Source organism: Caballeronia eucalypticola (assembly GCF_047608185.1).
GTDB lineage: Bacteria > Pseudomonadota > Gammaproteobacteria > Burkholderiales > Burkholderiaceae > Caballeronia.
The window spans coordinates 172,136-192,360 of the sequence record NZ_JBLKRU010000014.1; the positions used below are offsets into that span (position 1 = coordinate 172,136).

Consider the following 20,225-nt stretch of genomic DNA (forward strand, 5'->3'; position numbering starts at 1 on the left):
CTATAAAAGTGGCCGTGAGTTTTCGCATAAGCAGCTCCTTAGCGAAGAGATTTCAATATAGCGCCGGAGCACAGCACGTTCAAGGCGATGGCGATTGAATCTGACCATCACAAGCGCGCGCTTCAATGTCAGAAACTTACACATCCGGCGCGATTAGTCACACTGTTTCGCGAGCGGCCTCTGCAGGGAGAGGACATTCTCCCGGGAAGCGATTGCTGTCATTGATCGACTCGACAAGAAAATCGACGAAAGCACGAATTGCCGGCACCATGCCCTGCCGCGATAAAAACACCGCATAGAGTTGCGGCGCCGGAAAAGTCCACCCGGGCATCACCGGCGACATCTGGCCTGTGCGCAGCGCAGCACCGTACATCATCTCAGGCAACGCGGCGATACCCACGCCCCGCAGCACCGCTTCGCGGATCATGCCAAGGTCCGCGGTGACAAGGCGCGGTTCATGCTCGAACTCGTGACGCGTGCCGTCGGGCGCGATCAGGCGATACACGTGGCGGCCGTCGGTAGCGGGGACGTCGATGGTATCGAACTGCGCCAGTTCCGACGGCGTGAGCGGCGGCGCGTTCGGTTTGAGCAGCGAGGGCGCCGCGACAAGCATCTGCTCCGTGCGCCACAGCGGGCGTGCAACGATGGTCGAATTGACCGGCGGTTCCGAGCGCACGCGCAATGCGACATCGACCGCATCTTCGAACAAATCGATCACGCGATTCGTCACGCTCAGCACGACACGGACGTCGGGGTATCGATGCAGGAAATCGGGCATCACCTCCGACAAGAACGTCTGCGCGATCGTCACCGGCACGCTGACCCGCACACTGCCGCGCGGCGAATCACGCAGGCTATGCACGATATCGACAGCCGCCTGGGCCTCGGAAAGCATCGCCTTGCAATGCTGATAGAAAAGCTGGCCGGCTTCGGTGAGCGCGAGTTTTCGCGTGGACCGCTGCATCAAACGCACACCGAGCGACGTCTCAAGCTCCGACACGCGCCGCGACAAACGCGACTTGGAAATACCCAGCACCCGCTCCGCCGCCGAGAAACCGCCGTGCTCGACAACGTACGAAAAATACATCAGGTCATTGAGGTCATGCGAATCAGGTTTCATGCGGTCAAGTCTTTCATCGGGTTTTCGTTCAAATTTCGTTGTTCTACAGGTGGGACAATCCATTGCGGTTTGACGGCTTTTTACGCGAAATATCGTCCATATAATAGCGCTATGTTTTAAATTTGGCGCTAATGCCTCACCCGTTTCATCGGCCACGCTGGCCTACCCACGCGAGGACAAAATGGAAAGCACACGCAGTATTGAACGCACGATTGCCGCGCTCCGCACCGTGGAGGGTGGCGGTTTTGTCGTACATCGCCCGTTTCCGACACGGCTCTTGATGGATTTCGACCCTTTCCTGCTCCTCGATGAAATGGGCCCTGTCGACTACGCGCCCGGCGAGGCGAAAGGCGCGCCCGATCATCCGCATCGGGGCTTTGAAACCGTGACGTACGTGCTCGACGGCCAGTTCGGCCACAAGGATTCGGCGGGACATTCCGGCACGCTGCGTCAGGGCGACGTGCAATGGATGACAGCCGGCGCGGGCGTGGTTCACAGCGAAATGCCCGATCCCGAATTCACGCGCACCGGCGGTCGCGTACACGGCTTGCAACTGTGGGTGAACTTGCCCAAGCGCGACAAGATGATTCCGCCGCATTACCAGGAAATCGCGTCGGAACAGATCCCGGTCGCGACCAGCGATGACGGCCGCGTTCGGGTGAAGGTCATCGCGGGTGAAGCGCTTGGCGTCAAGGCCGTGATCGAAACGCGTACGCCCATTCTTTATCAGCATTTTTCGCTAGAACCGGGCGCATCGGTCGTGCATCCCGTGCCGCGTGACTTTCGCGTGTTTGGGTATGCGTTGTCGGGCAACGGCTTATACGGCGAAGCGAAACAAGCCGTGCCGGCGCAGCAGATGATCGTGTTTGCGAACGATGGCGACACAATTACCTTCGCCGCCGGCGATGAGCCCCTCGAGTTGCTGCTGATCGGTGGCGTGCCGCTGAAGGAGCCCGTGGTCCGCTACGGCCCGTTTGTGATGAACACGGAGGAAGAGATCCGCCAGGCCGTGGTCGATTACCAAGCGGGCCGCATGGGCGCAATCACCCACTAGGCAGGCTCGCCGCAGTTGGGCGGGCATGATCAGACCGTGCGTTTCACCGGCGCGGCACGAATGACACTATTTGCGTCACAATAGTCGTTCGTGCCGCGCCGTTTTATCGTCTGCTTTTATTGCCCGCACTGTCTGCCCATTTACTCACTCCGGGGTACCGCATGTCCGAAAAGTTTGTGACGCCGGCTGTTACCGCCCACATCGATGCGACGGATTTTCAGGTTTCGTTAAGCGATGGCCAGCACGACTGGATCGCCGACGAACCGTCGTCGCACGGTGGCGCGGATACCGGTCCCACTCCGCACAGCTTGTTGCTGTCGAGCCTGGGCGCATGTACGTCGATCACGCTGAAGATGTACGCAAAGCACAAGGCATGGCCGCTTGAAGCAGTGCACGTGACGCTTAACCTGGATATCACGCCCGAGGGTACTCTGATTGACCGCCAGATCCTCTTGACCGGCGAACTCGATAACACCCAGCGGGAACGGCTTTTGCAAATTGCCAATGCGTGCCCGGTGCACAAGATTCTTAGCGGCACGATCATGATTCAGTCGGGCCTTACATCTGCATAAGCGCCGCGCTGTCCCGCTAATTACGCAATTGAACAACTAAGGAAACTGTCGTTTTGAATTTCGAACACCTCATCCAGATCAACGACCCGCTCAATCCATTTGTGGAATCGATGACCCGCGAACAGGTCTGGCATGGACTTGTACTGCGTGTGGAGCAGCCGCAATTGTTTGTGATCGGCCTGGATCGCTGCGTGATCCTGTCCCGTGTTGGTGACGTGCTCGAACGCGAACTGCACTACGGTCAGGCGCTTGTGCGTGACCGCGTGACGCTGATCCCCGAAACCAGTGTTCGCTACGACATCCTGCCGACCGCCGAACACGTCGGCGGCTCGCTGACCATGGCGATCGAGCAACCGGACGAGCTTCAGTTGTTCCTGCGTTTCACCTACGCCACCACCCTGCCTGTAGCCGATGATCCCCACGCGAGCCCCGAGGTGCTTCAGACGCAGGAGATCGTGAAGTCGGCGTATCGGGAAGCGGATATCGACACTGTGCGGATCATCCGGCAATTCGCGCACGGCAATCTCGAAGGTCCGCTGCACTAAGGCATCAGACCGTTTCGATAGCCAGACAGCCAATGACTATCGAAACGTGTAATCGATGAAAACTTCGTTGTTGTAAATGGGAATGGTTATCATTAAGATTACTCCATCGATTCAACGAACGGATTCTTCGACATGACCGACCTCCTGCGCTCCAACACGCTTCGGCTACGTCGCCCTGTCGAACGCTCCGCGGCAGCAACTATTTCGCGGCCGCGGACGTCGGCTGTAACGACCGCACGTCCTGCGCCGCCGGGCAGCGGGTCGGAGAGCGGTGAGCGTTCGCTAAGGAGCGACACGTTGCTGCAAGGTCATAGCCATATCAGCATCATGCATAACGGTGAAACGTATCAACTGCGCGCAACGCGCCTCGGCAAGTTGATTCTCACGAAGTAACACGCAGAAGCAGGACAGAATTTCAGTACCGGGTATTGTGGGGACCACCTCTTCGAGAGGTGTTTGGCACTAGCCAGCAATGACGGCTTGCACGCGAGACTTTAGACCCCTTCGTGCAAACACCAGCCAGTCGTCGATAGCCAGCGAAGCCGCTTTTTTTGATCCCAATCGTGTGCTTTGAAAAGCACCGTCAGTTAAGCAAAAAGCACGTTTTCTCGCGAAAACGTGCTTTTTTAACTTTTAAGCTTGTTCCAATCGCGCAGCGCTTAAACGCTCTCGATCCCCAATGCCGCAATACCCGCTCGCGCCACCGCTGCGTCCTGATCGGACTTCACGCCCGACACACCCACTGCGCCCACGATAGCCGTTCCCACCACGATCGGCACACCGCCTTCCAGCATGGCGGTCATCGGGGCGCTCAAGAACGCGGTGCGGCCTTGCTTGATCATGTCTTCGTACACTTTCGTTTCGCGCCGGCCGAGCGCGGCGGTGCGCGCCTTGCCCGCCGACATCTCGGCCGTGCTCGCGCCTGCGCCGTCCAGCCTGTGCAGGTGAAGCAAATGACCGCCGTCATCGACGATAGCAATCGCCACGCACCACTTGTTCGCCAGCGCATGCGCTTCAGCTGCGGCCGCGATGGTCTTTATATCGGCGTCGGTCAATACGGGTTTTGTTCTCATTTCATCACCTAAGGATAGTCGTTGCGTCGGTTGCGTTGATAAGGAAATTGGCTCGATACCCGCAACGTTACCGCGAAAAGCCCCAGAACATCAGGTACCAGGCGCTATCGACGACGGCGAGTGCGGCGATCACCCACAGCATCGCAAGGCCTTGTGCCACAAATCGCCCAGGTGCATATCGGCCGATAACGCGCCACGCGAGCCACGCGCTCCACAGGTTTGCGAGCCCGAGCAAGCCCAGGCGGACATCGGTCACCCACCAAAGCGGCAAATGCTCGGCGCGCAGCAACGACACCGTCGTCGCCGATAAACCCAGGAACACGCCGGCGCCCGCCACGGGAATCAGCGCCTGCGTCAGGTGATGCAAGCGGGTGAAACTGAACCGGCCGAGCATGCGCGTGCCGGCGGCCAGCAAGGCAAGGAGCGCCGTGCCATACACGAGCCCCGTCATCACGATATAACCCACGACCATCCCGCCATCGAGCCACGAGAAGACATCGTTTTGTTCGGGGTAGTGCGTGAACAGGAACCAGGGCGCGTTGGTATCGAGCGGCCAGAGGATATTGCGATCGATCAGCCACGACGCAAAGATCTGCTTCAGGTCGACAAACCACGTGCTCACGGTCCAGTGAAAAGCGCCAATAGCAATGCCCAGCAAGCCGTACAGAATGAGCGCGGTGTCCCACGGATTCGCTTGTTTATCGCCGAGTTGCACGACTTCGGCCGAGGGCGAACGCCACTCGAGAGAAATGGCATCCCGATGCCCGTTGCAACGACCGCACATATGGCAATCCGACGCGCCTTTCATGGCGCGCAGCGGCACCAGCGGCGCGCAGTTGACGGGGATCACGCGATGCCCGTGCTCACCCTCTTTATACGAGCGGCGCCATGCATCCTCGTTGACCTTGTAGTGAAACGGCGCGAGCCGCGCCAGAAGCGAAAATACCCCGTTCACGGGGCAGAGATATTTGCACCACACGCGTTTCTCGCGCCCGTATAACACCCCAACAATCATGGCGCCGAGCGTCGAGCCGCCGAGCACCAGCAACACGGCTTTCGGATATTGATAAACGCTGACCATCTGGCCATAAATGGTGGTGATGCCAAACGCGACGAACGGCCAGCCGCCCCAGCGCAACCAGCGTGGAATCGCCCAGCCGCGCCCGAACTTGCTCGCAAACTCGGTCAGCGCGCCCTCGGGACACAGCACGCCGCACCACACGCGCCCGAGCATCACCATGGAGAGCAGGACGAAGGGCCACCAGATGCCCCAGAACACAAACTGCGCGGCCAGCGTCAGGTTGGTCCAGAGATGCGCGGTATTGTCCGGCAGCGGCATGACCGCCGGAACGAGAATCAGGAACGCATAAACGGCAACGACGACCCACTGAATGCCGCGGATCGTGCTGCCGTGTTGTTGCATCCATTGGCCGGCTTGCTGCAGCCGGCCGGGCCGATTCATCACGTCGCTCATGCCACCCTTCTCGCCGATTTTTGCGCCATCTGGTTTTTCGATCGGCGCAGCAGCAGGAAAATCACGGCCCAATACACCGCATAGGCAATCAGGTTCATACCGGCCGGATGCGCACGATACCCCGTGAGCGTGGCGACCAGCGAACCGAAGGTGCTGGAGTCATCGAGCAGCCAAGACGTGTTCCATACCTGATTCATGACGACAGGCAGAATCTCCTTGTCGATGAGTTTATCGACGCCTGTTTCGAACAATCCCGCCGCGAGAAACAACAGCATGATTTCCGTCACGCGGAAGAAAAGCCGCCACGAGAAAATCTTGCCGCCAAGCTGCAGCAGATAAAACGTCAGGAACGCCAGCGCCAGGCCGATCGCGACCGCGAGATACTGCATCGGATCAACGTGCCCCGACTGTCCGAAGCCGAGTCCGTAAAGGAAAATGACCGTCTCGCTGCCTTCACGCGCAATCGCGAGCGCGACCAGCAGCGTCACGCCCCACCAGTTCGCGTCCTGCTTGCTCCTTTGCAGCGATGCTTCCATGTCGCGTTTCATCGACCGGCCGTGGTGCTTCATCCACAGCACCATTTGCACGATCAGCACGCACGCCACCAAGACCATGCCGGTCTGGAAATAATCCTGTGCATCGCCTGACAGCACTTCCGTGAATCCGACCAGCGCCGCGCCCAGCGCGACTGCGGCCAGCAACCCCACTGCCACGCCAGCCCACAAATACGGTATGCCGCGACGCGCGTCGGCGTCGCCATTTTTCAGCCATGCGTACAGGATGCCGACGACCAGCAGCGCCTCGACACTCTCCCGCCACACGATGAAAAGAACCTGACCCATTACTTATCTCCCGCTCTTGCAGACCAAAGTGGTTAGCGCGTAACGCCGAGCGGACAGCGCGCCAACCAGCCGAGTGATTTCACTTCGCGACGATGACACCCTGCGCCGACTGATGAAAATCATCGAAGAACTTGTATTCGCCCTTGTCCAGCGGCGCGATCACGACGAACGAATCGGCACCCGGCGCGAGCACTTTTTCCTTGCGCAACTGGATGCTTTCGAATTCAGCCGCACCCTTGCCGATGTTGTGCACTTCGATCTTGATGCGCTGCCCCGCCGGCACTTCAATACGCGTGGGATTCAGCTTGCCGTCGTTCATTTCCAGCCTGAAGGTCGGCAGGTCGGCGGCTTGGGCCGCGGCGGCACTGGCGAACCATCCAGCCGCCAAGGCTAGCGAGGCGGCGACCAACTTGGTTTTACGTTGCATGCATACTTCCTGGCTGCGACGCCCGGCGGGACGTGTCACTTCACGCTGGTCTACGGCTTGCCGGACGCCTGATTCGACTATCGACTACTTAGTAACCGCCCTTCTTGCCGATACCGGCGAACGGGAAATCGTATTCGATCGTGTACGGCTTGAACCACGGACCCACGCCCGTTTCCTTGTCGACGTGACGGCCGAAGGCCATGTGGCCGGTTTGCATCGGCGGCGCGATGTTGAGTTTCAGGTGGTATTTACCCGGGCCGAAAAGCTTCACGTTGTCGCCGTAATGCGGGCCGTCGTTGGCGACCATGCCCATCATGTCGCCCTTGATGGTTTGCGTCGTGCCGACCTTGGTCAGCTCGTACGTCACTTGCAGGTAAGGCATCCAGTCGCCTTCCGCAAAGCCGTTCGGATTGTTCTTCACGGCGTGGATGTCGGCTTCGAGGTGCACGTCCGAATCCGAGGCCTTGCGCATCATGCCTTCCGGTTCCATGGTGATCGGCTGCAGGTACACCGCGCCAACCTCCATGCCGTTCTCGATATGCTGCTTGCCGATCGGATATTCGGCAGCCGATGCCGACGCCATTGCCGCAAGCGCAATTGCAGCTACCGAGCCGCGTACGAAAGTTGAAACCTGCATCCTTCACTCCTTCTTGTTATTGAACGGCCACGCGCTGCGCGCTCGCTCTGGTCTTGGTCAGTTCACCGATCAGTGGGCGTCGATGATGGGTAATCGGAATGAGAACGCAACAAACAACGTTAATACGAACCATTCTCAATGAGTAGAGAGTTTAGCACCGATCACGGGGCCGGACAATTTGATGGGAATCAACAAGCCTTGTGCCTGCTGGGTTTTTGGGATGACGGAACACTTTTCGAGCTGGAATTTCATGCAAAAAAAACGCGGCGAACCCTTCCGGGCCGCCGCGTCCTGTCCTGAAACCCTTACATTCAGTTGATACCCGTAATGTGATCACCCACGTTTGCGCCAAACACGCGCTGCCTCAGAAGCGACAGTTGGTCGCGCGTTTGCGCAGCTTTCTCGAATTCGAGGTTCTTCGCGTGATCCATCATCTGCTTTTCGAGCCGCTTGATTTCCTTCGATATCTGCTTTTCCGACATATCTTCGAACTTCGCGCGGGTCTGGGCTTCCTTCAGTTCGGCGCGGGCATCGTCGGCGTTATAAACACCGTCGATGATGTCCTTGATCCGCTTGGTCACGCCACGCGGGGTGATGCCCATCGCGAGATTGTGCGCAATCTGCTTCGTCCGACGCCGTTCGGTCTCGCCGATAGCACGTTTCATCGAGTCCGTGACTTTGTCGCCATAAAGAATCGCCTTGCCGTTCACGTTACGCGCAGCCCGGCCGATCGTCTGGATCAGCGAGCGCTCCGCGCGCAGGAAACCTTCCTTGTCGGCGTCGAGGATCGCGACCAGCGACACCTCCGGAATATCGAGCCCTTCTCGCAGCAAGTTGATCCCGACCAGCACATCAAACGTGCCGAGACGCAGGTCGCGGATAATTTCCACGCGCTCGACCGTATCGATGTCGCTATGCAGATAGCGCACTTTCACACCGTGATCCGCGAGAAACTCGGTTAGCTGTTCGGCCATGCGCTTGGTCAGCACCGTCACCAGCACACGCTCGTGCACCTTGACGCGCGCATTGATCTCACCGAGCACGTCGTCCACCTGGGAACGCGCTGGACGCACTTCAATATCGGGATCGACCAGGCCGGTCGGACGCACCAGCTGTTCGGCCACCTGCCCCGACGTGCGGTTTTCGTAATCGGCCGGCGTGGCTGAAACGAAGATCGCCTGGCGCATCTTGCGTTCGAATTCGTTGAATTTCAGCGGCCGGTTGTCCAGCGCCGACGGCATCCGGAAACCGTAATCGACGAGATTCTCCTTGCGCGCCTTGTCGCCGTTATACATGCCGTTCAGCTGGCCAATCAGCACATGCGACTCGTCAAGCAACATGAGCGCGTCGGGCGGCAAATAATCGACAAGCGTTGGCGGAGGTTCACCCGGCGCTGCACCGGAAAAGTGCCGCGAATAGTTCTCGATGCCTTTGCAAAAACCCAGTTCCTGCAGCATTTCCAGGTCGAAACGCGTGCGCTGTTCGAGCCGCTGCGCCTCCACCAGCTTGCCGTCCTTGTGGAAGAACTCGAGCCGCTCGCGCAATTCCAGCTTGATCGTCTCGATAGCGCGCATCACCGTGTCGCGTGGCGTCACGTAGTGCGACGACGGATACACGGTAAAACGCGGAATCTTGTTTCGCACGCGGCCGGTGAGCGGATCGAAGAGTTGCATCGACTCAATTTCGTCATCGAATAGCTCGACGCGCACCGCCATTTCGGCATGCTCGGCCGGGAAGATGTCGATGGTGTCGCCGCGCACGCGAAACGTCCCGCGTGAAAAATCGGCTTCATTGCGGCTGTACTGCATCGCGATCAGGCGCGCGATGATGTCACGCTGCCCCATTTTGTCGCCGGTACGCAGCGTCAGAATCATCTTGTGATATTCCGACGGATTGCCAATACCGTAAATTGCGGACACGGTCGCCACGATCACCACATCGCGCCGCTCCAGCAGGCTTTTGGTCGCCGAGAGCCGCATTTGCTCGATGTGCTCATTGATCGACGAATCCTTCTCGATAAACAAATCGCGCTGCGGAACGTAGGCTTCCGGCTGGTAATAATCGTAGTAAGAAACGAAGTATTCAACGGCATTGCGCGGGAAAAACTCGCGGAATTCCGCGTAAAGCTGCGCGGCGAGCGTCTTGTTCGGTGCGAACACAATGGCCGGCCGTCCCATGCGCGCGATCACGTTCGCCATGGTGAACGTCTTGCCCGAGCCCGTTACGCCAAGCAAAGTCTGGAACGACAAGCCGTCCTCAATGCCTTCCACGAGCGTTGCGATCGCCGTCGGCTGGTCGCCAGCGGGTGGATACGGTTGATAAAGCTGGAACGGTGAACCTTCGAAAGTCACGAATTTGGATTCGTCGAGGGTTTCGGTGGTTTCGAGTAGCGGGGTATCGGACATGAGGAAGAGGTGCCTTGGCCGAGAGCAAACACCCATTCTAGCGGTTCGCGCTGGAGCGGGTTTGGACGGCGAATCAGGAATGTTGGAACAGGTTCAGGGCAGTTAGCGCGAGGTTTTCGCGCAATGCCCAATGTTTCCAAGATGGGGCGACGCCCCGAAATCGCAAGTGATTGTATTGGCTGATGAAAGCTTGGGAATATTGTTTAGGCACGCGGCCCTCCGTCGTCCTGGTTTTCGTGGAAAGTTAGCAAAATGCCGGAAAAAAATGGCCAAATCCTGCATTTCTTCCGTTTCGCCAAGCCGAAAAGCGGCGGCCGATTCGTTACAATGCCGAACTGGGGTTTTCATCGATGGGACGGAGTTTAGTTGGCTCTTGTTGGCTCCTTGAGGCCCGGTTTGCGCCGCTTTTAGCGATTGAGCAGCCGATTTCCCATCCCGATCGCCCGTGCCGCCTTTCCACTACCGTCGATAAATCATGTCTCTTTTCTCAGCCGTCGAGCTTGCCCCCCGTGACCCGATTCTGGGCCTGAACGAAGCCTTCAACGCCGATCCGCGCACCACCAAGGTCAATCTCGGCGTGGGCGTGTATTTCAACGAAGAAGGCAAGATTCCGCTTCTGCGCGCTGTTCGCGAAGCCGAAAAAGCGCGTACGGAACTCGCCGCGCCGCGTGGTTATCTGCCTATTGAAGGTATCGCTGCGTACGACGCAGCCGTACAAAAGCTGCTGCTCGGTAATGATTCGCCGTTGATCGCAGACGGCCGCGTGATCACGGCTCAGGCGCTGGGTGGAACGGGTGCGCTCAAGATTGGCGCCGACTTCCTGAAGCGGCTGAATCCCACGGGCAAAGTCGCCATCAGCGACCCGAGCTGGGAAAACCATCGCGCGTTGTTCGAATACGCGGGTTTCGACGTGTTGAGCTACCCGTACTACGACGCAGCCACGCACGGCGTGAAGTTCGACGCCATGCTGGAAGCTTTCAACAGCTATCCGGCCGGAACGGTCGTCGTGCTGCATGCGTGCTGCCATAACCCGACCGGCGTCGACCTGACCGCTGCGCAGTGGCAACAAGTCGTGGAAACGGTGAAGGCGCGCTCCTTGGTTCCGTTCCTCGATATCGCCTATCAGGGCTTCGGCGAGAACATCGACGCTGACGCTGCGGCCGTCCGTCTCTTCGCCAAGGCAGATATCAACGTATTCGTGTCATCGTCGTTCTCCAAGTCGTTCTCGCTGTATGGCGAACGTGTGGGCGCACTGTCGATCATTACGAGCGCCAAGGAAGAAGCCACGCGCGTGTTGTCGCAACTCAAGCGCGTGATCCGCACGAACTATTCGAATCCGCCGACGCACGGTGGTTCAGTCGTCGCCGCCGTCCTCGCTTCGCCTGAATTGCGCGCTACGTGGGAACAGGAACTCGGCGAAATGCGTGACCGCATTCGCGCCATGCGTAACGGCCTGGTCGAGCACATCAAGGCAGCAGGGGTGCAGCGCGACTTTGGCTTCGTGAACCAGCAGCGCGGCATGTTTTCGTACTCGGGCCTGACCTCGCCGCAAGTCGATCGTCTTCGTGAGGAGTTCGGGATCTATGCCGTCAGCACGGGCCGCATCTGCGTGGCCGCGTTGAACACGCGCAATCTTGAAGTGGTGGCCAACGCCGTCGCAACCGTGCTGAAGTAAGTTTGGGTTTTATGGTCTCTTTTGTGGCCTAAAAAGCGGCGCTCCGTGTGAGCGCCGTTTTTTTGCAATGCGGGTGTGTTGCAGACAAGAACGTCCACGCGCTAGTTGCGCCCGTCGCGATGAATATCGTGTGTGATGAAACCCGCGTCGTTGTTGGGCATATCCAGCCAATCGCGATGCGAGAGCGTGCCGCGAATATCGGACAAGCCGCTTTCCCAGTGCTCGCGCATGGTCGACAGCCCAAACTGAAAGTCCTTATAGTTCCCTTCGTACTCCTTGTGCCGGTAGATAAGGTGGATCACGTTATAACGCTTCGAACACGCAAGTTCCTGGGCCGTCTTGCACCACGGATCGCTGTTGCGGATGTCTACCGGCACTTTGTCCAGCACTTCCCTCAATACGTTCCTAAACCGCTGTGAACGCTGCATCGCATCGGTAACGAACCGCGTCCGGCTGGAGTATTGAATGTCCTTCACGCGCCCCATTACGTCGACAATACTGTCCGGCACGGGTCCACGCGCGCTCCACAAATCGACCTGGAACGCGAGTGTGTCACGACGCGGCGTAGCCTGCACAATCTCGTAAAGCGGCGTGTTGGACATCAGGCCACCGTCCCAGAAATACTCGCCATCAACTTCGACAGCCGCAAAACCCGGCGGCAACGCCCCCGAAGCCATGAAATGCTCCGCACGCAACTTCATGTGAGTGTTGTCGAAATACGCGAAATTACCGGTAGCAACGTTTACCGCACCCACCGACACCCGTGTATCACGCGAGTTGATCCGATCGAAATCGCAAAACCGTTCGAGCGTCCCCTTGAGAGGACATGTGTCATAAAAGCTCGCCGTGTCCGGCTCTCCTGCAGCCAATGGTGAGGGCGGCGGAAAACGCGGGATGAAAAACCCTTTCTGTCCTTCGACCAGCGCGCCCATGGCCTGCATGGCGGTGAAAGCCTTGCGGATCTCATCGGTGGAATTAAAGAACGCGTGTTCAACAAAAGCGGGCAACGGCGGCATGAAAGCGGGCTGGCAGATCGTCTCCCAAAACTCCAGCAAACGTGGCACACGATCCTCGAGCGCATTCCCGGCGATGATCGCCGTGTTCAACGCGCCAATCGAGATTCCTGCAATCCAGTTCGGGTGAATGCCAGCCTCGTTCAACCCCTGATATACGCCCGCTTGATAAGCACCGAGCGCACCTCCGCCCTGCAACATCAACGCGATGGTTTCATACGGCGGCAACTTGATACGCTTCTGCGCTTCAGGGCCGCCCGAGACACTTGCCTCAGGTGATTCCCCAAGGTCCAGCGACGTCACTTTGCGAGGTTCTTTCGTCCGTTTCATTCCTTTTGTCTCATTCTGTCTGCGTGCAATGCCCGTTCGCTCTGCCATCGATACTCCTGTTTGAAGGCTTATTGCATGTACCAGCCATGACTCACCACGATCGATTGACCCGTGAGCGCGGCCGTGGGGAAAGCTGCGAGGAACAGAACCGTTTGCGCCACGTCTTCCACCGTTGTGAACACGCCGTCGACAGTACCGCCCAGCATCACGTTCCGGACTACGTCTTCTTCGGTGATGCCCAGCTCCTTGGCCTGCTCCGGAATCTGCTTGTCGACCAACGGCGTACGTACGAAACCCGGACACACCACGTGGGAGCGAACGTGGTGCTTCGCGCCCTCCTTCGCCAAGACACGGGCCAGTCCGAGCAACGCGTGCTTGGCCGTGACATACGCGGACTTGAGCGCCGACGCCTCATGCGAATGCACCGATCCCATGTAGATCACGACACCGCCGCGATCGTCCTTGTACATATGCTTGAGCGCAGCTTTCGTCGTCAGAAATGCTCCATCGACGTGAATGGCCTGCATCTTCTTCCAGTCGGAATACGCGTAGTTTTCGATCGGATTGACGATCTGCACGCCGGCATTCGACACCAGGATATCGACTGAGCCGAATTCCGCCGCCACTCGGTCAATACCGGCATTCACCGCCTGTTCGTCGGTAACGTCCATGACCACGCCTAGCGCCCGGCCGCCCTGCGAGCGGATCTGCTCGGCCACGGCGTCGGCGGCGTCCTGCTTCAGGTCCGCTATGGCGACCGCTGCGCCCGCCTCCGCAAAGCTCAGGGCGATTTGCTTACCGATCCCGCTCGCCGCGCCCGTGACCACCGCCACCTTGCCCGCCAGACTCGTATTCAGTGATGTCATTTGTCGCCTCTCCTTCGTTCAGGTTCGGGACAATGAAACCACGCAACGCCACGCCGATCAACCTCGATAAATGTCATAGGCCGTTCGGTCAGCTATTCGATGCCCTCCGGCCGCGCTATCGTTCAAACACGCATCCAATGAACGTAAGGGCTAGCCAAGTCGTGCATGGCCACGCGAATCCCGAAATCGGATTAAGCTTTGAAACCGCTTGAAGCAGCTCAAACCGAAAACTGGAGATCACGAATATGAACTATCGTCGGCTAGGACGTTCCGGCTTGCAGGTCAGCGAATTGTCGATCGGCTCGTGGGTAACCTACGGCACGCAGGTCGATCATCGCGCGGCGCGCGAGTCGCTCGCTGCCGCCCGCGATCACGGTGTAAATTTCTTCGATAACGCCGAGGTTTATTCCAAAGGCAAGTCCGAGGAAATCATGGGCCGCGCGCTAAAAGAACTCGCGTGGCCGAGGGTCAGCTATGTGGTGTCGACCAAGTTTTTCTTCGGTATCAACGAAGGGCCGAACCAGCAGCAAACGCTCAGCCGCAAATACCTGCATAACGCCATTGACGGGTCGCTTGCTCGCCTGCAACTCGATTACGTCGATCTCGTGTTTTGTCATCGGCCCGATCCGCATACGCCGATTGAGGAAACCGTATGGGCAATGAGCGACATCATCGCGCGCGGTAAAGCGCTGTATTGGGGCACATCGGAATGGAGCGCCGATGAGATTCGCACGGCGTACGACATTGCTGAGCGGCACCATCTGCATAAACCCGTGATGGAGCAGCCGGAGTACAACTTGTTGCATCGCAAGCGGGTCGAGAACGAATACAAGCGTCTCTATGAAGACATTGGATTGGGTCTGACAACCTGGAGTCCGCTCGCGTCAGGCTTGCTCACCGGCAAGTATCGCGATGGCGTTCCGTCGGACAGCCGCGCACAGCTTCAAGGTTACGAGTGGTTGGCCAAAAAGCTGACCGACACGGGCGCGAATAATATTGTTGCGCGGCTTGCGGAAGTTTCCGACGAGCTTGGCTGCTCGGTTTCACAGCTTTCACTCGCCTGGATTTTGCTCAATCCGAATGTCAGCACAGTCATTACGGGCGCCTCAAGGGTTGAACAGATTCACGAGAATATGAAGGCCATCGATGTCGTGCAGAAGATCACGCCGGTGGTAAAGCAGCGCATCGAGGAAATTGTGGGCGACGCGTTCGTCTGACGGTCTTGTCTGGCTTGTCTGGCTTGTCTGGCTTGTCTGACGCGTTAGCCTTGACAAGGAGGGGCGTCGGCTACAATAACGACCCTGCCGCGTGCGCCTTGTGGTGCCGTAGAGCGCCTTTACATCCTGGCGCTCAGGTACTTTCTTCGTCCGTCTGGCTCAGGCCGCGCTCATTCTCGTCTCGCTCACTCATTTTGCCATGCTCAGTTATCGACACGCCTTTCACGCAGGCAACCACGCAGACGTCCTGAAACATTCGGTCGTCGTGCAGTTGCTGCAACACCTTGCCCAGAAGGACAAGGGGTTCTGGTATATCGACACCCACGCGGGCGCCGGCGTGTATTCGCTGACCGACGGATTTGCGACCAAAACAGGCGAGTTCGAAACAGGCATTGCCAAGATTTGGACCAAGCGTGATTTGCCAGGATTGCTGAAGGATTACGTCAAAGAGGTAAAGGCGCTGAATACGGACGGCAAACTGCAGTTTTATCCCGGCTCGCCCTATCTTGCCTGGCGAGTGATGCGCGAACAGGATCGCATGCGGTTGTTCGAGCTGCATTCCACCGAAATCGACGTGTTGCGCCACAATTTCCGCGACGCCGGCCGGCGTGCGGTGCTCTTCGAAGGCGATGGTTTCGATGGCATCATCAAGCTGTTGCCGCCACCGCCGCGACGTGCGCTCGTCCTGATCGATCCGTCGTACGAAGACAAACGCGACTACGCACGCACGCTGAATTGCCTTGAGGAAAGCCTGAAGCGCTTCGCGACCGGCACCTATGCAATCTGGTATCCGCAAGTGACGCGGCTCGAGTCACAGCGTTTCGCCGAACAACTGAAGCGCGTTCAACCCAAGAACTGGCTTCATGCGTCATTAACCGTGAGCAAACCACCCGTGGATGGCTTTGGCTTGTTCGGGAGCGGGATGTTCATCGTAAATCCGCCGTATACGCTTGCGGCTGAATTGAAAGAGACGCTGCCCTATCTCGTCGAAGCCCTCGGCCAGGATAGCAAGGCCGCGTTCAAACTTGAACATCGCGGTGACTCAACGCCCCTGAGCCGTTCGCCGTTAATCTAGCGACGTGGTAACCGCACCGGTTACCGTATGCGAGTCCGACGATCGGTTTCGGTTTGGCCCGGTCGAAACGGGGCTAGGTGTTGCGACCGATTTCGGCGTTGTAACGAGTATTGGTGTGATTATTGGAGGCTGCCCGGGTGACTGTCGCCCTTGCGGCACTCCAGGCTTGGTCGGAGCCGGGGCCTGAGTTTGAGTGCCGGTTGGCACCCCGTAAGATGCGCTGGAATGAGGTGATGTCGAACGTGGCCTACGGCGGTTAGTGGACGGCGCCTGCTGTCCGCCCGAAGAGGAACCGTACCCTTGCCCGCCATGATGTCCGCCCTGCTGAAGATCGATATAAGGCGAAACAACGATCGTCTGCTGATCTTGCTGCGTCAACTCGGGCAACTTGGCCATCGGATGTGCGGGCACCATGCCCGATTCATTCAACGGACCTGTCTGCAAAACCGTACCGCCGGCGCCGCTTTGAATTCCTGTCTGCGTACCCAAAATTAGCGGCTGACCACCCGCCTGGGCGAAAGCGTTCACCGTCGCCAAACCCGAAACCAGGCATAGCACCGCAATCACCGCACATTTGATAGGTCGAAGTTCCGGACTCACAGAGCCCCCGTTTGTCGAATAAATGGTCGCCGATACGGATATCGGTCCGATTCATTTCATATAAAAGCGCTTTACCTTACCGCGATGGCAAGCTTTAAGCTAGCTCTCCCGAAAGTCGACATTCAAGGAGATTCGATGACGTTCCCGAAAACCTTCCTCGCCGACGCAGCCGCGTTCGCAGTCTCACTCGCTGTCTCGATGCCCGCTGCGTTTGCACAGACGCCGGCATCTTCTGCATCGATGGCAGGCATGGATATGTCAGCCGCGAACGGCAACCAAGGTGATTCCGCCTCGACAAAGGAATTCCAGGCAGCCGATCATTCGATGATGTCCGGCATGTCTGGCGTCGAATACACCGGTGACGCCGATCACGATTTTCTCGCGCACATGATCCCGCACCACGAGGGCGCCGTTGCGATGGCAAAGATCGAGCTGAAGTACGGCAAGGACGCCAGGTTGCGGGCCTTGGCCAAGGAGATCATTGCTTCGCAGGGCAAGGAAATCACCTTCATGAAGCAATGGCTAGCGGCGCACCCGCAGAAAAAGTGACCACAATGACCTGAGCGGCGAACGTAGCGCAGAAATGACAAAGCCCCGTACGCGGGGCTTGATCAATTTTTCAACCGGGTGTTTTCGGTGAAATTACAGCGAGTAGCCTTCGGTTTCCAACGAGCGGATACGCTTTTCGAGTTGGACGATATCCGACGATTGGGCCAGATATTCTTCGCGACGATTACGTTCGGCGGTTTCAAACCAGACACTGACTTTTTCGAGCAAGAATGCAAACATGATTTTTTCTCCAAGGATTTCAAATGAATCCCCGGCGGTTCGGGTCAGGGATATCCCTCGAAAGGGTTAACCCGAATTATAGAGGAACCGCGCTGGAGGTGTTAGTGAAATGCCTGCATTGGGTGCATTCTTATTTGGAATGGTGCATGCACCGCCACAGTACAAGTGGTTGATTTATCTAGAGTTCCTGGAAATTTCCAGAATTGACTGTTGTTCTTGCACATCTATAGTGCGCAATCGGCCGAACAGACCTGTTCGTACGCACCAAGTTGTTCACTCAGCCAATCTTTCCAGAATGGGACAATCAGGCCGGCCATCACCGTGGCAATTAACCGCCAAATGAGCGAGCGTGTCCCGCATATCTGTCAGTTCCGCAATGCGCCTATCCAGTTCCGCGACATGTTCCAGCGCGATTGCCTTGACCTCCGCGCTGGCACGCTGCCGGTCCTGCCACAGGGCCAGAAGTTTGCGAATATCGTCGACCAGAAAGCCGAGCCGACGTGCTTGACGAACAAAACGTAGCGCGTGAACCTCGTGAGTCCCGTACATTCGATACCCCGATGTTGTCCGGTCAACCGGCGGCAAAAGGCCAACACTCTCGTAATACCTAATCATCTTGGCTGTCACGCCGGACGCGCGAGCCGCTTCGCCGATATTCATCGCAGATACTCCTAAATTTTCCATAAGACTCTACACCTTCCAACCATAGGAAGGTATAGCATGGTTCGCTCTTACAAAACTCTAGGCAAGGAATTGATATGGCTGAATTTCAGGTAGAAGGCATGACCTGCCAGCATTGCGTCGCCGCCGTCACGCGCTCGATCCACGAAATCGACGCCGCCGCGCAAGTTCAAGTGAATCTCGAACTTGGACGGGTTGTGGTGGTATCGACTGAAACCGTCGATGCGCTCAAGGACGCGATTGATGAAGCGGGTTACACAGTCATATCGGCGAAGGCCGCATGACTCGCGGGCCGCATTTCAGGGTTGCATTAATTGGCGCGTCCGGCCTGCTCGGTCGCGCTGTTGCAAAAGAACTTGCCAGGAAAGCAGGATGGCAGGTGATACGAACCGCGTTTCGTCATGGCGACGCGAATACCATCACCCTCGATATCCGCGACGAGGGTGCTGTCCGCCAGTTCATCGCTGACCAGGCGCCTGACGCGATTATTGTGGCCGCGGCGGAACGGCGTCCGGACATTTGCGAGAATGATCCGATGCTCGCGCGAGCGTTGAATGTTGACGCGTTACGTTTTATCGTGAGTGCCGCACAAGAACTTGGTTCGTGGATCCTATCTATCTCGACTGACTACGTCTTTGATGGCACGCAAGCGCCCTATCAGCCGGAGGACGCGCCGAATCCCCTTAACGCATACGGTCGCAGCAAGCTTGAGGGCGAGCAGGCGCTGCTGCAATCCGGAGCGCGGTCGTGCGTGCTGCGTTTGCCGCTCCTCTATGGTCCGGTGGTCAACTGGGATGAGTCAGCAGTGACGAGCTTGGCGCCGGCGATTGTGGAATCGGCGCGCGGCGCAGTTCCAGCGGTGATGGACGCTTGGGCAACGCGCTACCCCACCTTCACGCCTGACGTGGCGGTCGTGATCCGACAGCTATTGGAACGTCATGAAATTGGTGAGGCAATATCCGGCGTGATGCACTGGTCCGGCGATGAGCCCATGACAAAGTTCGACATCGCGCAACAGATCGCGCAAGTGCTAAACATCGATGCCCGCATCACAGCACAACAAACGCCGATCGATGCTACCCCCCGTCCGCGAAATTGCCATCTCGCTTCGAATGCGTTGGAGGTTTTGAATATAGGACAACGAACGCCTTTCGATACCGCAATCCGCACCGTGCTAAAAAACTGGCCGTACCCGACAAACCCGTGAATCGCTACGAATCTCGGGCATAGCCAACCAAGCTATGTCCGAATGACACGGCTCGTCTACATTTTGGGTGCTTACCGAATATTTGAAGCCAACCAAGGCTGTTAGTTTGGCGTCGGCCTGAGTCTATTGATGGTCTCGCTCGATTGAATTGGCCCGCATCGCAGATTGAAGGGCGATGGTCATAACAAGCGATTGATCGAAGCGAGGAACTTCACGACAAGCCGAGTCCGAAACGCAAAAACCCCACCTTTATGGGGTGGGGTTTTTGTTTAGCTGCCAAGCGGGTGAGTTGCTTGGTGCAGCGCATGGGGAGCCTGACGATTACCTACTTTCACACGGGTATCCGCACTATCATTGGCGTGGAGTCGTTTCACGGTCCTGTTCGGGATGGGAAGGGGTGGTACCAACTCGCTATGGTCATCAGGCATAAAGGGGGTGTTGTAGCGCTGATGGGCGTTACAACCAATCTGGGGAAGAAGTAGTCGAGTTCACTCTTTGAGGAGCGCCTCGTTGTTACTGGTGAAGCTTAGGGTTGTGTTTGCTACTACTTATATCAGGCACAACATGATCTCAACCTGAGCGGTTCTGGGTTGCTCTTGCACACCCGAAACACACTGGTTATA

The 20,225-nt window shown here is 57.8% G+C and carries 21 protein-coding genes and 1 rRNA gene; 10 read left to right on the top strand and 12 right to left on the bottom strand.

Annotated elements, in window-relative coordinates:
- Positions 1-157 precede the first annotated feature (157 nt).
- Complete coding sequence (locus ACMX25_RS18355; RefSeq protein ID WP_414951461.1) at positions 158-1,120, bottom strand: LysR substrate-binding domain-containing protein; 963 nt, start codon at positions 1,118-1,120, stop codon at positions 158-160.
- A gap of 181 nt (positions 1,121-1,301) precedes the next feature.
- On the opposite strand from ACMX25_RS18355, the gene ACMX25_RS18360 reads away from it, so the two are divergent.
- From ACMX25_RS18360 to hemP, 4 genes are all read left to right on the top strand, one after another.
- Positions 1,302-2,174 (top strand): pirin family protein, encoded by an 873-nt coding sequence (locus ACMX25_RS18360; protein WP_414951462.1) that lies wholly within the window; start codon positions 1,302-1,304, stop codon positions 2,172-2,174.
- 161 nt (positions 2,175-2,335) lie between these two features.
- On the top strand, positions 2,336-2,746 hold the full coding sequence (locus ACMX25_RS18365) for an OsmC family protein (protein WP_414951463.1): 411 nt from the start codon (positions 2,336-2,338) through the stop codon (positions 2,744-2,746).
- A gap of 53 nt (positions 2,747-2,799) precedes the next feature.
- Positions 2,800-3,291 (top strand): SRPBCC family protein, encoded by a 492-nt coding sequence (locus tag ACMX25_RS18370; protein ID WP_414951464.1) that lies wholly within the window; start codon positions 2,800-2,802, stop codon positions 3,289-3,291.
- Positions 3,292-3,423: 132 nt separating this feature from the next.
- A complete protein-coding gene (gene hemP / locus ACMX25_RS18375; protein WP_414951465.1) occupies positions 3,424-3,684 on the top strand; it encodes a hemin uptake protein HemP in 261 nt (86 codons plus the stop codon).
- Positions 3,685-3,950: 266 nt separating this feature from the next.
- Here hemP and ACMX25_RS18380 read toward each other — a convergent pair whose 3' ends face one another.
- The 6 genes from ACMX25_RS18380 to uvrB form a co-directional block, all read right to left on the bottom strand.
- Positions 3,951-4,364, bottom strand: coding sequence for a GlcG/HbpS family heme-binding protein (locus ACMX25_RS18380; protein WP_414951466.1), 414 nt, complete (start codon positions 4,362-4,364; stop codon positions 3,951-3,953).
- A 67-nt stretch (positions 4,365-4,431) separates the two neighbouring features.
- Positions 4,432-5,838 carry a 4Fe-4S binding protein gene (locus ACMX25_RS18385; RefSeq protein ID WP_414951467.1) on the bottom strand — a complete coding sequence of 469 codons (1,407 nt, stop codon included), beginning with the start codon at positions 5,836-5,838 and terminating at the stop codon, positions 4,432-4,434.
- A complete protein-coding gene (locus tag ACMX25_RS18390) occupies positions 5,835-6,680 on the bottom strand; it encodes an FTR1 family iron permease (protein ID WP_414951469.1) in 846 nt (281 codons plus the stop codon). Before ACMX25_RS18390 ends, ACMX25_RS18385 begins: the two co-directional genes overlap by 4 nt.
- Before the next feature lie 79 nt (positions 6,681-6,759).
- Entirely contained in the window at positions 6,760-7,107 is a 348-nt protein-coding gene (locus ACMX25_RS18395) for a cupredoxin domain-containing protein (RefSeq protein WP_414951470.1), read from the bottom strand.
- Between the two features lie 88 nt (positions 7,108-7,195).
- Complete coding sequence (locus ACMX25_RS18400) at positions 7,196-7,744, bottom strand: iron transporter (protein WP_414951471.1); 549 nt, start codon at positions 7,742-7,744, stop codon at positions 7,196-7,198.
- Positions 7,745-8,055: 311 nt separating this feature from the next.
- Positions 8,056-10,149, bottom strand: coding sequence for an excinuclease ABC subunit UvrB (uvrB, locus tag ACMX25_RS18405; RefSeq protein ID WP_414951472.1), 2,094 nt, complete (start codon positions 10,147-10,149; stop codon positions 8,056-8,058).
- A 475-nt stretch (positions 10,150-10,624) separates the two neighbouring features.
- On the opposite strand from uvrB, the gene ACMX25_RS18410 reads away from it, so the two are divergent.
- Positions 10,625-11,824 (top strand): amino acid aminotransferase, encoded by a 1,200-nt coding sequence (locus tag ACMX25_RS18410; RefSeq protein WP_414951474.1) that lies wholly within the window; start codon positions 10,625-10,627, stop codon positions 11,822-11,824.
- Positions 11,825-11,925: 101 nt separating this feature from the next.
- Here ACMX25_RS18410 and ACMX25_RS18415 read toward each other — a convergent pair whose 3' ends face one another.
- Together ACMX25_RS18415 and ACMX25_RS18420 are read right to left on the bottom strand one after the other, a co-directional pair.
- Complete coding sequence (locus ACMX25_RS18415) at positions 11,926-13,167, bottom strand: DUF3734 domain-containing protein (protein ID WP_414951475.1); 1,242 nt, start codon at positions 13,165-13,167, stop codon at positions 11,926-11,928.
- Positions 13,168-13,235: 68 nt separating this feature from the next.
- Positions 13,236-14,033 carry a 3-hydroxybutyrate dehydrogenase gene (locus ACMX25_RS18420; protein WP_414951476.1) on the bottom strand — a complete coding sequence of 266 codons (798 nt, stop codon included), beginning with the start codon at positions 14,031-14,033 and terminating at the stop codon, positions 13,236-13,238.
- A gap of 245 nt (positions 14,034-14,278) precedes the next feature.
- Here ACMX25_RS18420 and ACMX25_RS18425 point away from each other — a divergent pair, with 245 nt between their 5' ends.
- The 3 genes from ACMX25_RS18425 to copM all read left to right on the top strand — a co-directional run bounded on the left by ACMX25_RS18425 (position 14,279) and on the right by copM (position 17,474).
- Positions 14,279-15,250, top strand: coding sequence for a potassium channel beta subunit family protein (locus tag ACMX25_RS18425; RefSeq protein ID WP_414951477.1), 972 nt, complete (start codon positions 14,279-14,281; stop codon positions 15,248-15,250).
- Between the two features lie 199 nt (positions 15,251-15,449).
- Entirely contained in the window at positions 15,450-16,325 is an 876-nt protein-coding gene (locus ACMX25_RS18430) for a 23S rRNA (adenine(2030)-N(6))-methyltransferase RlmJ (RefSeq protein WP_414951478.1), read from the top strand.
- Between the two features lie 735 nt (positions 16,326-17,060).
- Positions 17,061-17,474, top strand: a complete 414-nt coding sequence (gene copM / locus ACMX25_RS18435; RefSeq protein WP_414951479.1) for a CopM family metallochaperone — start codon at positions 17,061-17,063, stop codon at positions 17,472-17,474.
- A 93-nt stretch (positions 17,475-17,567) separates the two neighbouring features.
- Here copM and ACMX25_RS18440 read toward each other — a convergent pair whose 3' ends face one another.
- Together ACMX25_RS18440 and cueR are read right to left on the bottom strand one after the other, a co-directional pair.
- Positions 17,568-17,714 (bottom strand): DUF3563 family protein, encoded by a 147-nt coding sequence (locus tag ACMX25_RS18440; RefSeq protein ID WP_086382270.1) that lies wholly within the window; start codon positions 17,712-17,714, stop codon positions 17,568-17,570.
- A 273-nt stretch (positions 17,715-17,987) separates the two neighbouring features.
- Entirely contained in the window at positions 17,988-18,374 is a 387-nt protein-coding gene (gene cueR / locus ACMX25_RS18445) for a Cu(I)-responsive transcriptional regulator (protein ID WP_414951480.1), read from the bottom strand.
- Positions 18,375-18,472: 98 nt separating this feature from the next.
- Between cueR and ACMX25_RS18450 the strand changes: the two genes are divergently transcribed.
- Positions 18,473-18,679 (top strand): heavy-metal-associated domain-containing protein, encoded by a 207-nt coding sequence (locus tag ACMX25_RS18450; RefSeq protein ID WP_414951481.1) that lies wholly within the window; start codon positions 18,473-18,475, stop codon positions 18,677-18,679.
- Positions 18,676-19,602 carry a dTDP-4-dehydrorhamnose reductase family protein gene (locus ACMX25_RS18455; protein WP_414951482.1) on the top strand — a complete coding sequence of 309 codons (927 nt, stop codon included), beginning with the start codon at positions 18,676-18,678 and terminating at the stop codon, positions 19,600-19,602. The genes ACMX25_RS18450 and ACMX25_RS18455 overlap by 4 nt, the downstream gene beginning before the upstream one ends.
- Positions 19,603-19,914: 312 nt before the next feature.
- On the opposite strand, the gene rrf is transcribed toward ACMX25_RS18455, so the two are convergent.
- Positions 19,915-20,027 (bottom strand): 5S ribosomal RNA (gene rrf / locus ACMX25_RS18460).
- Positions 20,028-20,225 lie beyond the last annotated feature (198 nt).

What these genes read in the sequence shown, in the direction of transcription:
- ACMX25_RS18355 (WP_414951461.1), bottom strand. Translation starts at nt 1,120, where the DNA reads ATGAAACCTGATTCGCATGACCTCAATGACCTGATGTATTTTTCGTAC.
- ACMX25_RS18360 (WP_414951462.1), top strand. Translation starts at nt 1,302, where the DNA reads ATGGAAAGCACACGCAGTATTGAACGCACGATTGCCGCGCTCCGCACC.
- ACMX25_RS18365 (WP_414951463.1), top strand. Translation starts at nt 2,336, where the DNA reads ATGTCCGAAAAGTTTGTGACGCCGGCTGTTACCGCCCACATCGATGCG.
- hemP (WP_414951465.1), top strand. Translation starts at nt 3,424, where the DNA reads ATGACCGACCTCCTGCGCTCCAACACGCTTCGGCTACGTCGCCCTGTC.
- ACMX25_RS18380 (WP_414951466.1), bottom strand. Translation starts at nt 4,364, where the DNA reads ATGAGAACAAAACCCGTATTGACCGACGCCGATATAAAGACCATCGCG.
- ACMX25_RS18385 (WP_414951467.1), bottom strand. Translation starts at nt 5,838, where the DNA reads ATGAGCGACGTGATGAATCGGCCCGGCCGGCTGCAGCAAGCCGGCCAA.
- ACMX25_RS18390 (WP_414951469.1), bottom strand. Translation starts at nt 6,680, where the DNA reads ATGGGTCAGGTTCTTTTCATCGTGTGGCGGGAGAGTGTCGAGGCGCTG.
- ACMX25_RS18395 (WP_414951470.1), bottom strand. Translation starts at nt 7,107, where the DNA reads ATGCAACGTAAAACCAAGTTGGTCGCCGCCTCGCTAGCCTTGGCGGCT.
- ACMX25_RS18400 (WP_414951471.1), bottom strand. Translation starts at nt 7,744, where the DNA reads ATGCAGGTTTCAACTTTCGTACGCGGCTCGGTAGCTGCAATTGCGCTT.
- uvrB (WP_414951472.1), bottom strand. Translation starts at nt 10,149, where the DNA reads ATGTCCGATACCCCGCTACTCGAAACCACCGAAACCCTCGACGAATCC.
- ACMX25_RS18410 (WP_414951474.1), top strand. Translation starts at nt 10,625, where the DNA reads ATGTCTCTTTTCTCAGCCGTCGAGCTTGCCCCCCGTGACCCGATTCTG.
- ACMX25_RS18415 (WP_414951475.1), bottom strand. Translation starts at nt 13,167, where the DNA reads ATGAAACGGACGAAAGAACCTCGCAAAGTGACGTCGCTGGACCTTGGG.
- ACMX25_RS18420 (WP_414951476.1), bottom strand. Translation starts at nt 14,033, where the DNA reads ATGACATCACTGAATACGAGTCTGGCGGGCAAGGTGGCGGTGGTCACG.
- ACMX25_RS18425 (WP_414951477.1), top strand. Translation starts at nt 14,279, where the DNA reads ATGAACTATCGTCGGCTAGGACGTTCCGGCTTGCAGGTCAGCGAATTG.
- ACMX25_RS18430 (WP_414951478.1), top strand. Translation starts at nt 15,450, where the DNA reads ATGCTCAGTTATCGACACGCCTTTCACGCAGGCAACCACGCAGACGTC.
- copM (WP_414951479.1), top strand. Translation starts at nt 17,061, where the DNA reads ATGACGTTCCCGAAAACCTTCCTCGCCGACGCAGCCGCGTTCGCAGTC.
- ACMX25_RS18440 (WP_086382270.1), bottom strand. Translation starts at nt 17,714, where the DNA reads ATGTTTGCATTCTTGCTCGAAAAAGTCAGTGTCTGGTTTGAAACCGCC.
- cueR (WP_414951480.1), bottom strand. Translation starts at nt 18,374, where the DNA reads ATGAATATCGGCGAAGCGGCTCGCGCGTCCGGCGTGACAGCCAAGATG.
- ACMX25_RS18450 (WP_414951481.1), top strand. Translation starts at nt 18,473, where the DNA reads ATGGCTGAATTTCAGGTAGAAGGCATGACCTGCCAGCATTGCGTCGCC.
- ACMX25_RS18455 (WP_414951482.1), top strand. Translation starts at nt 18,676, where the DNA reads ATGACTCGCGGGCCGCATTTCAGGGTTGCATTAATTGGCGCGTCCGGC.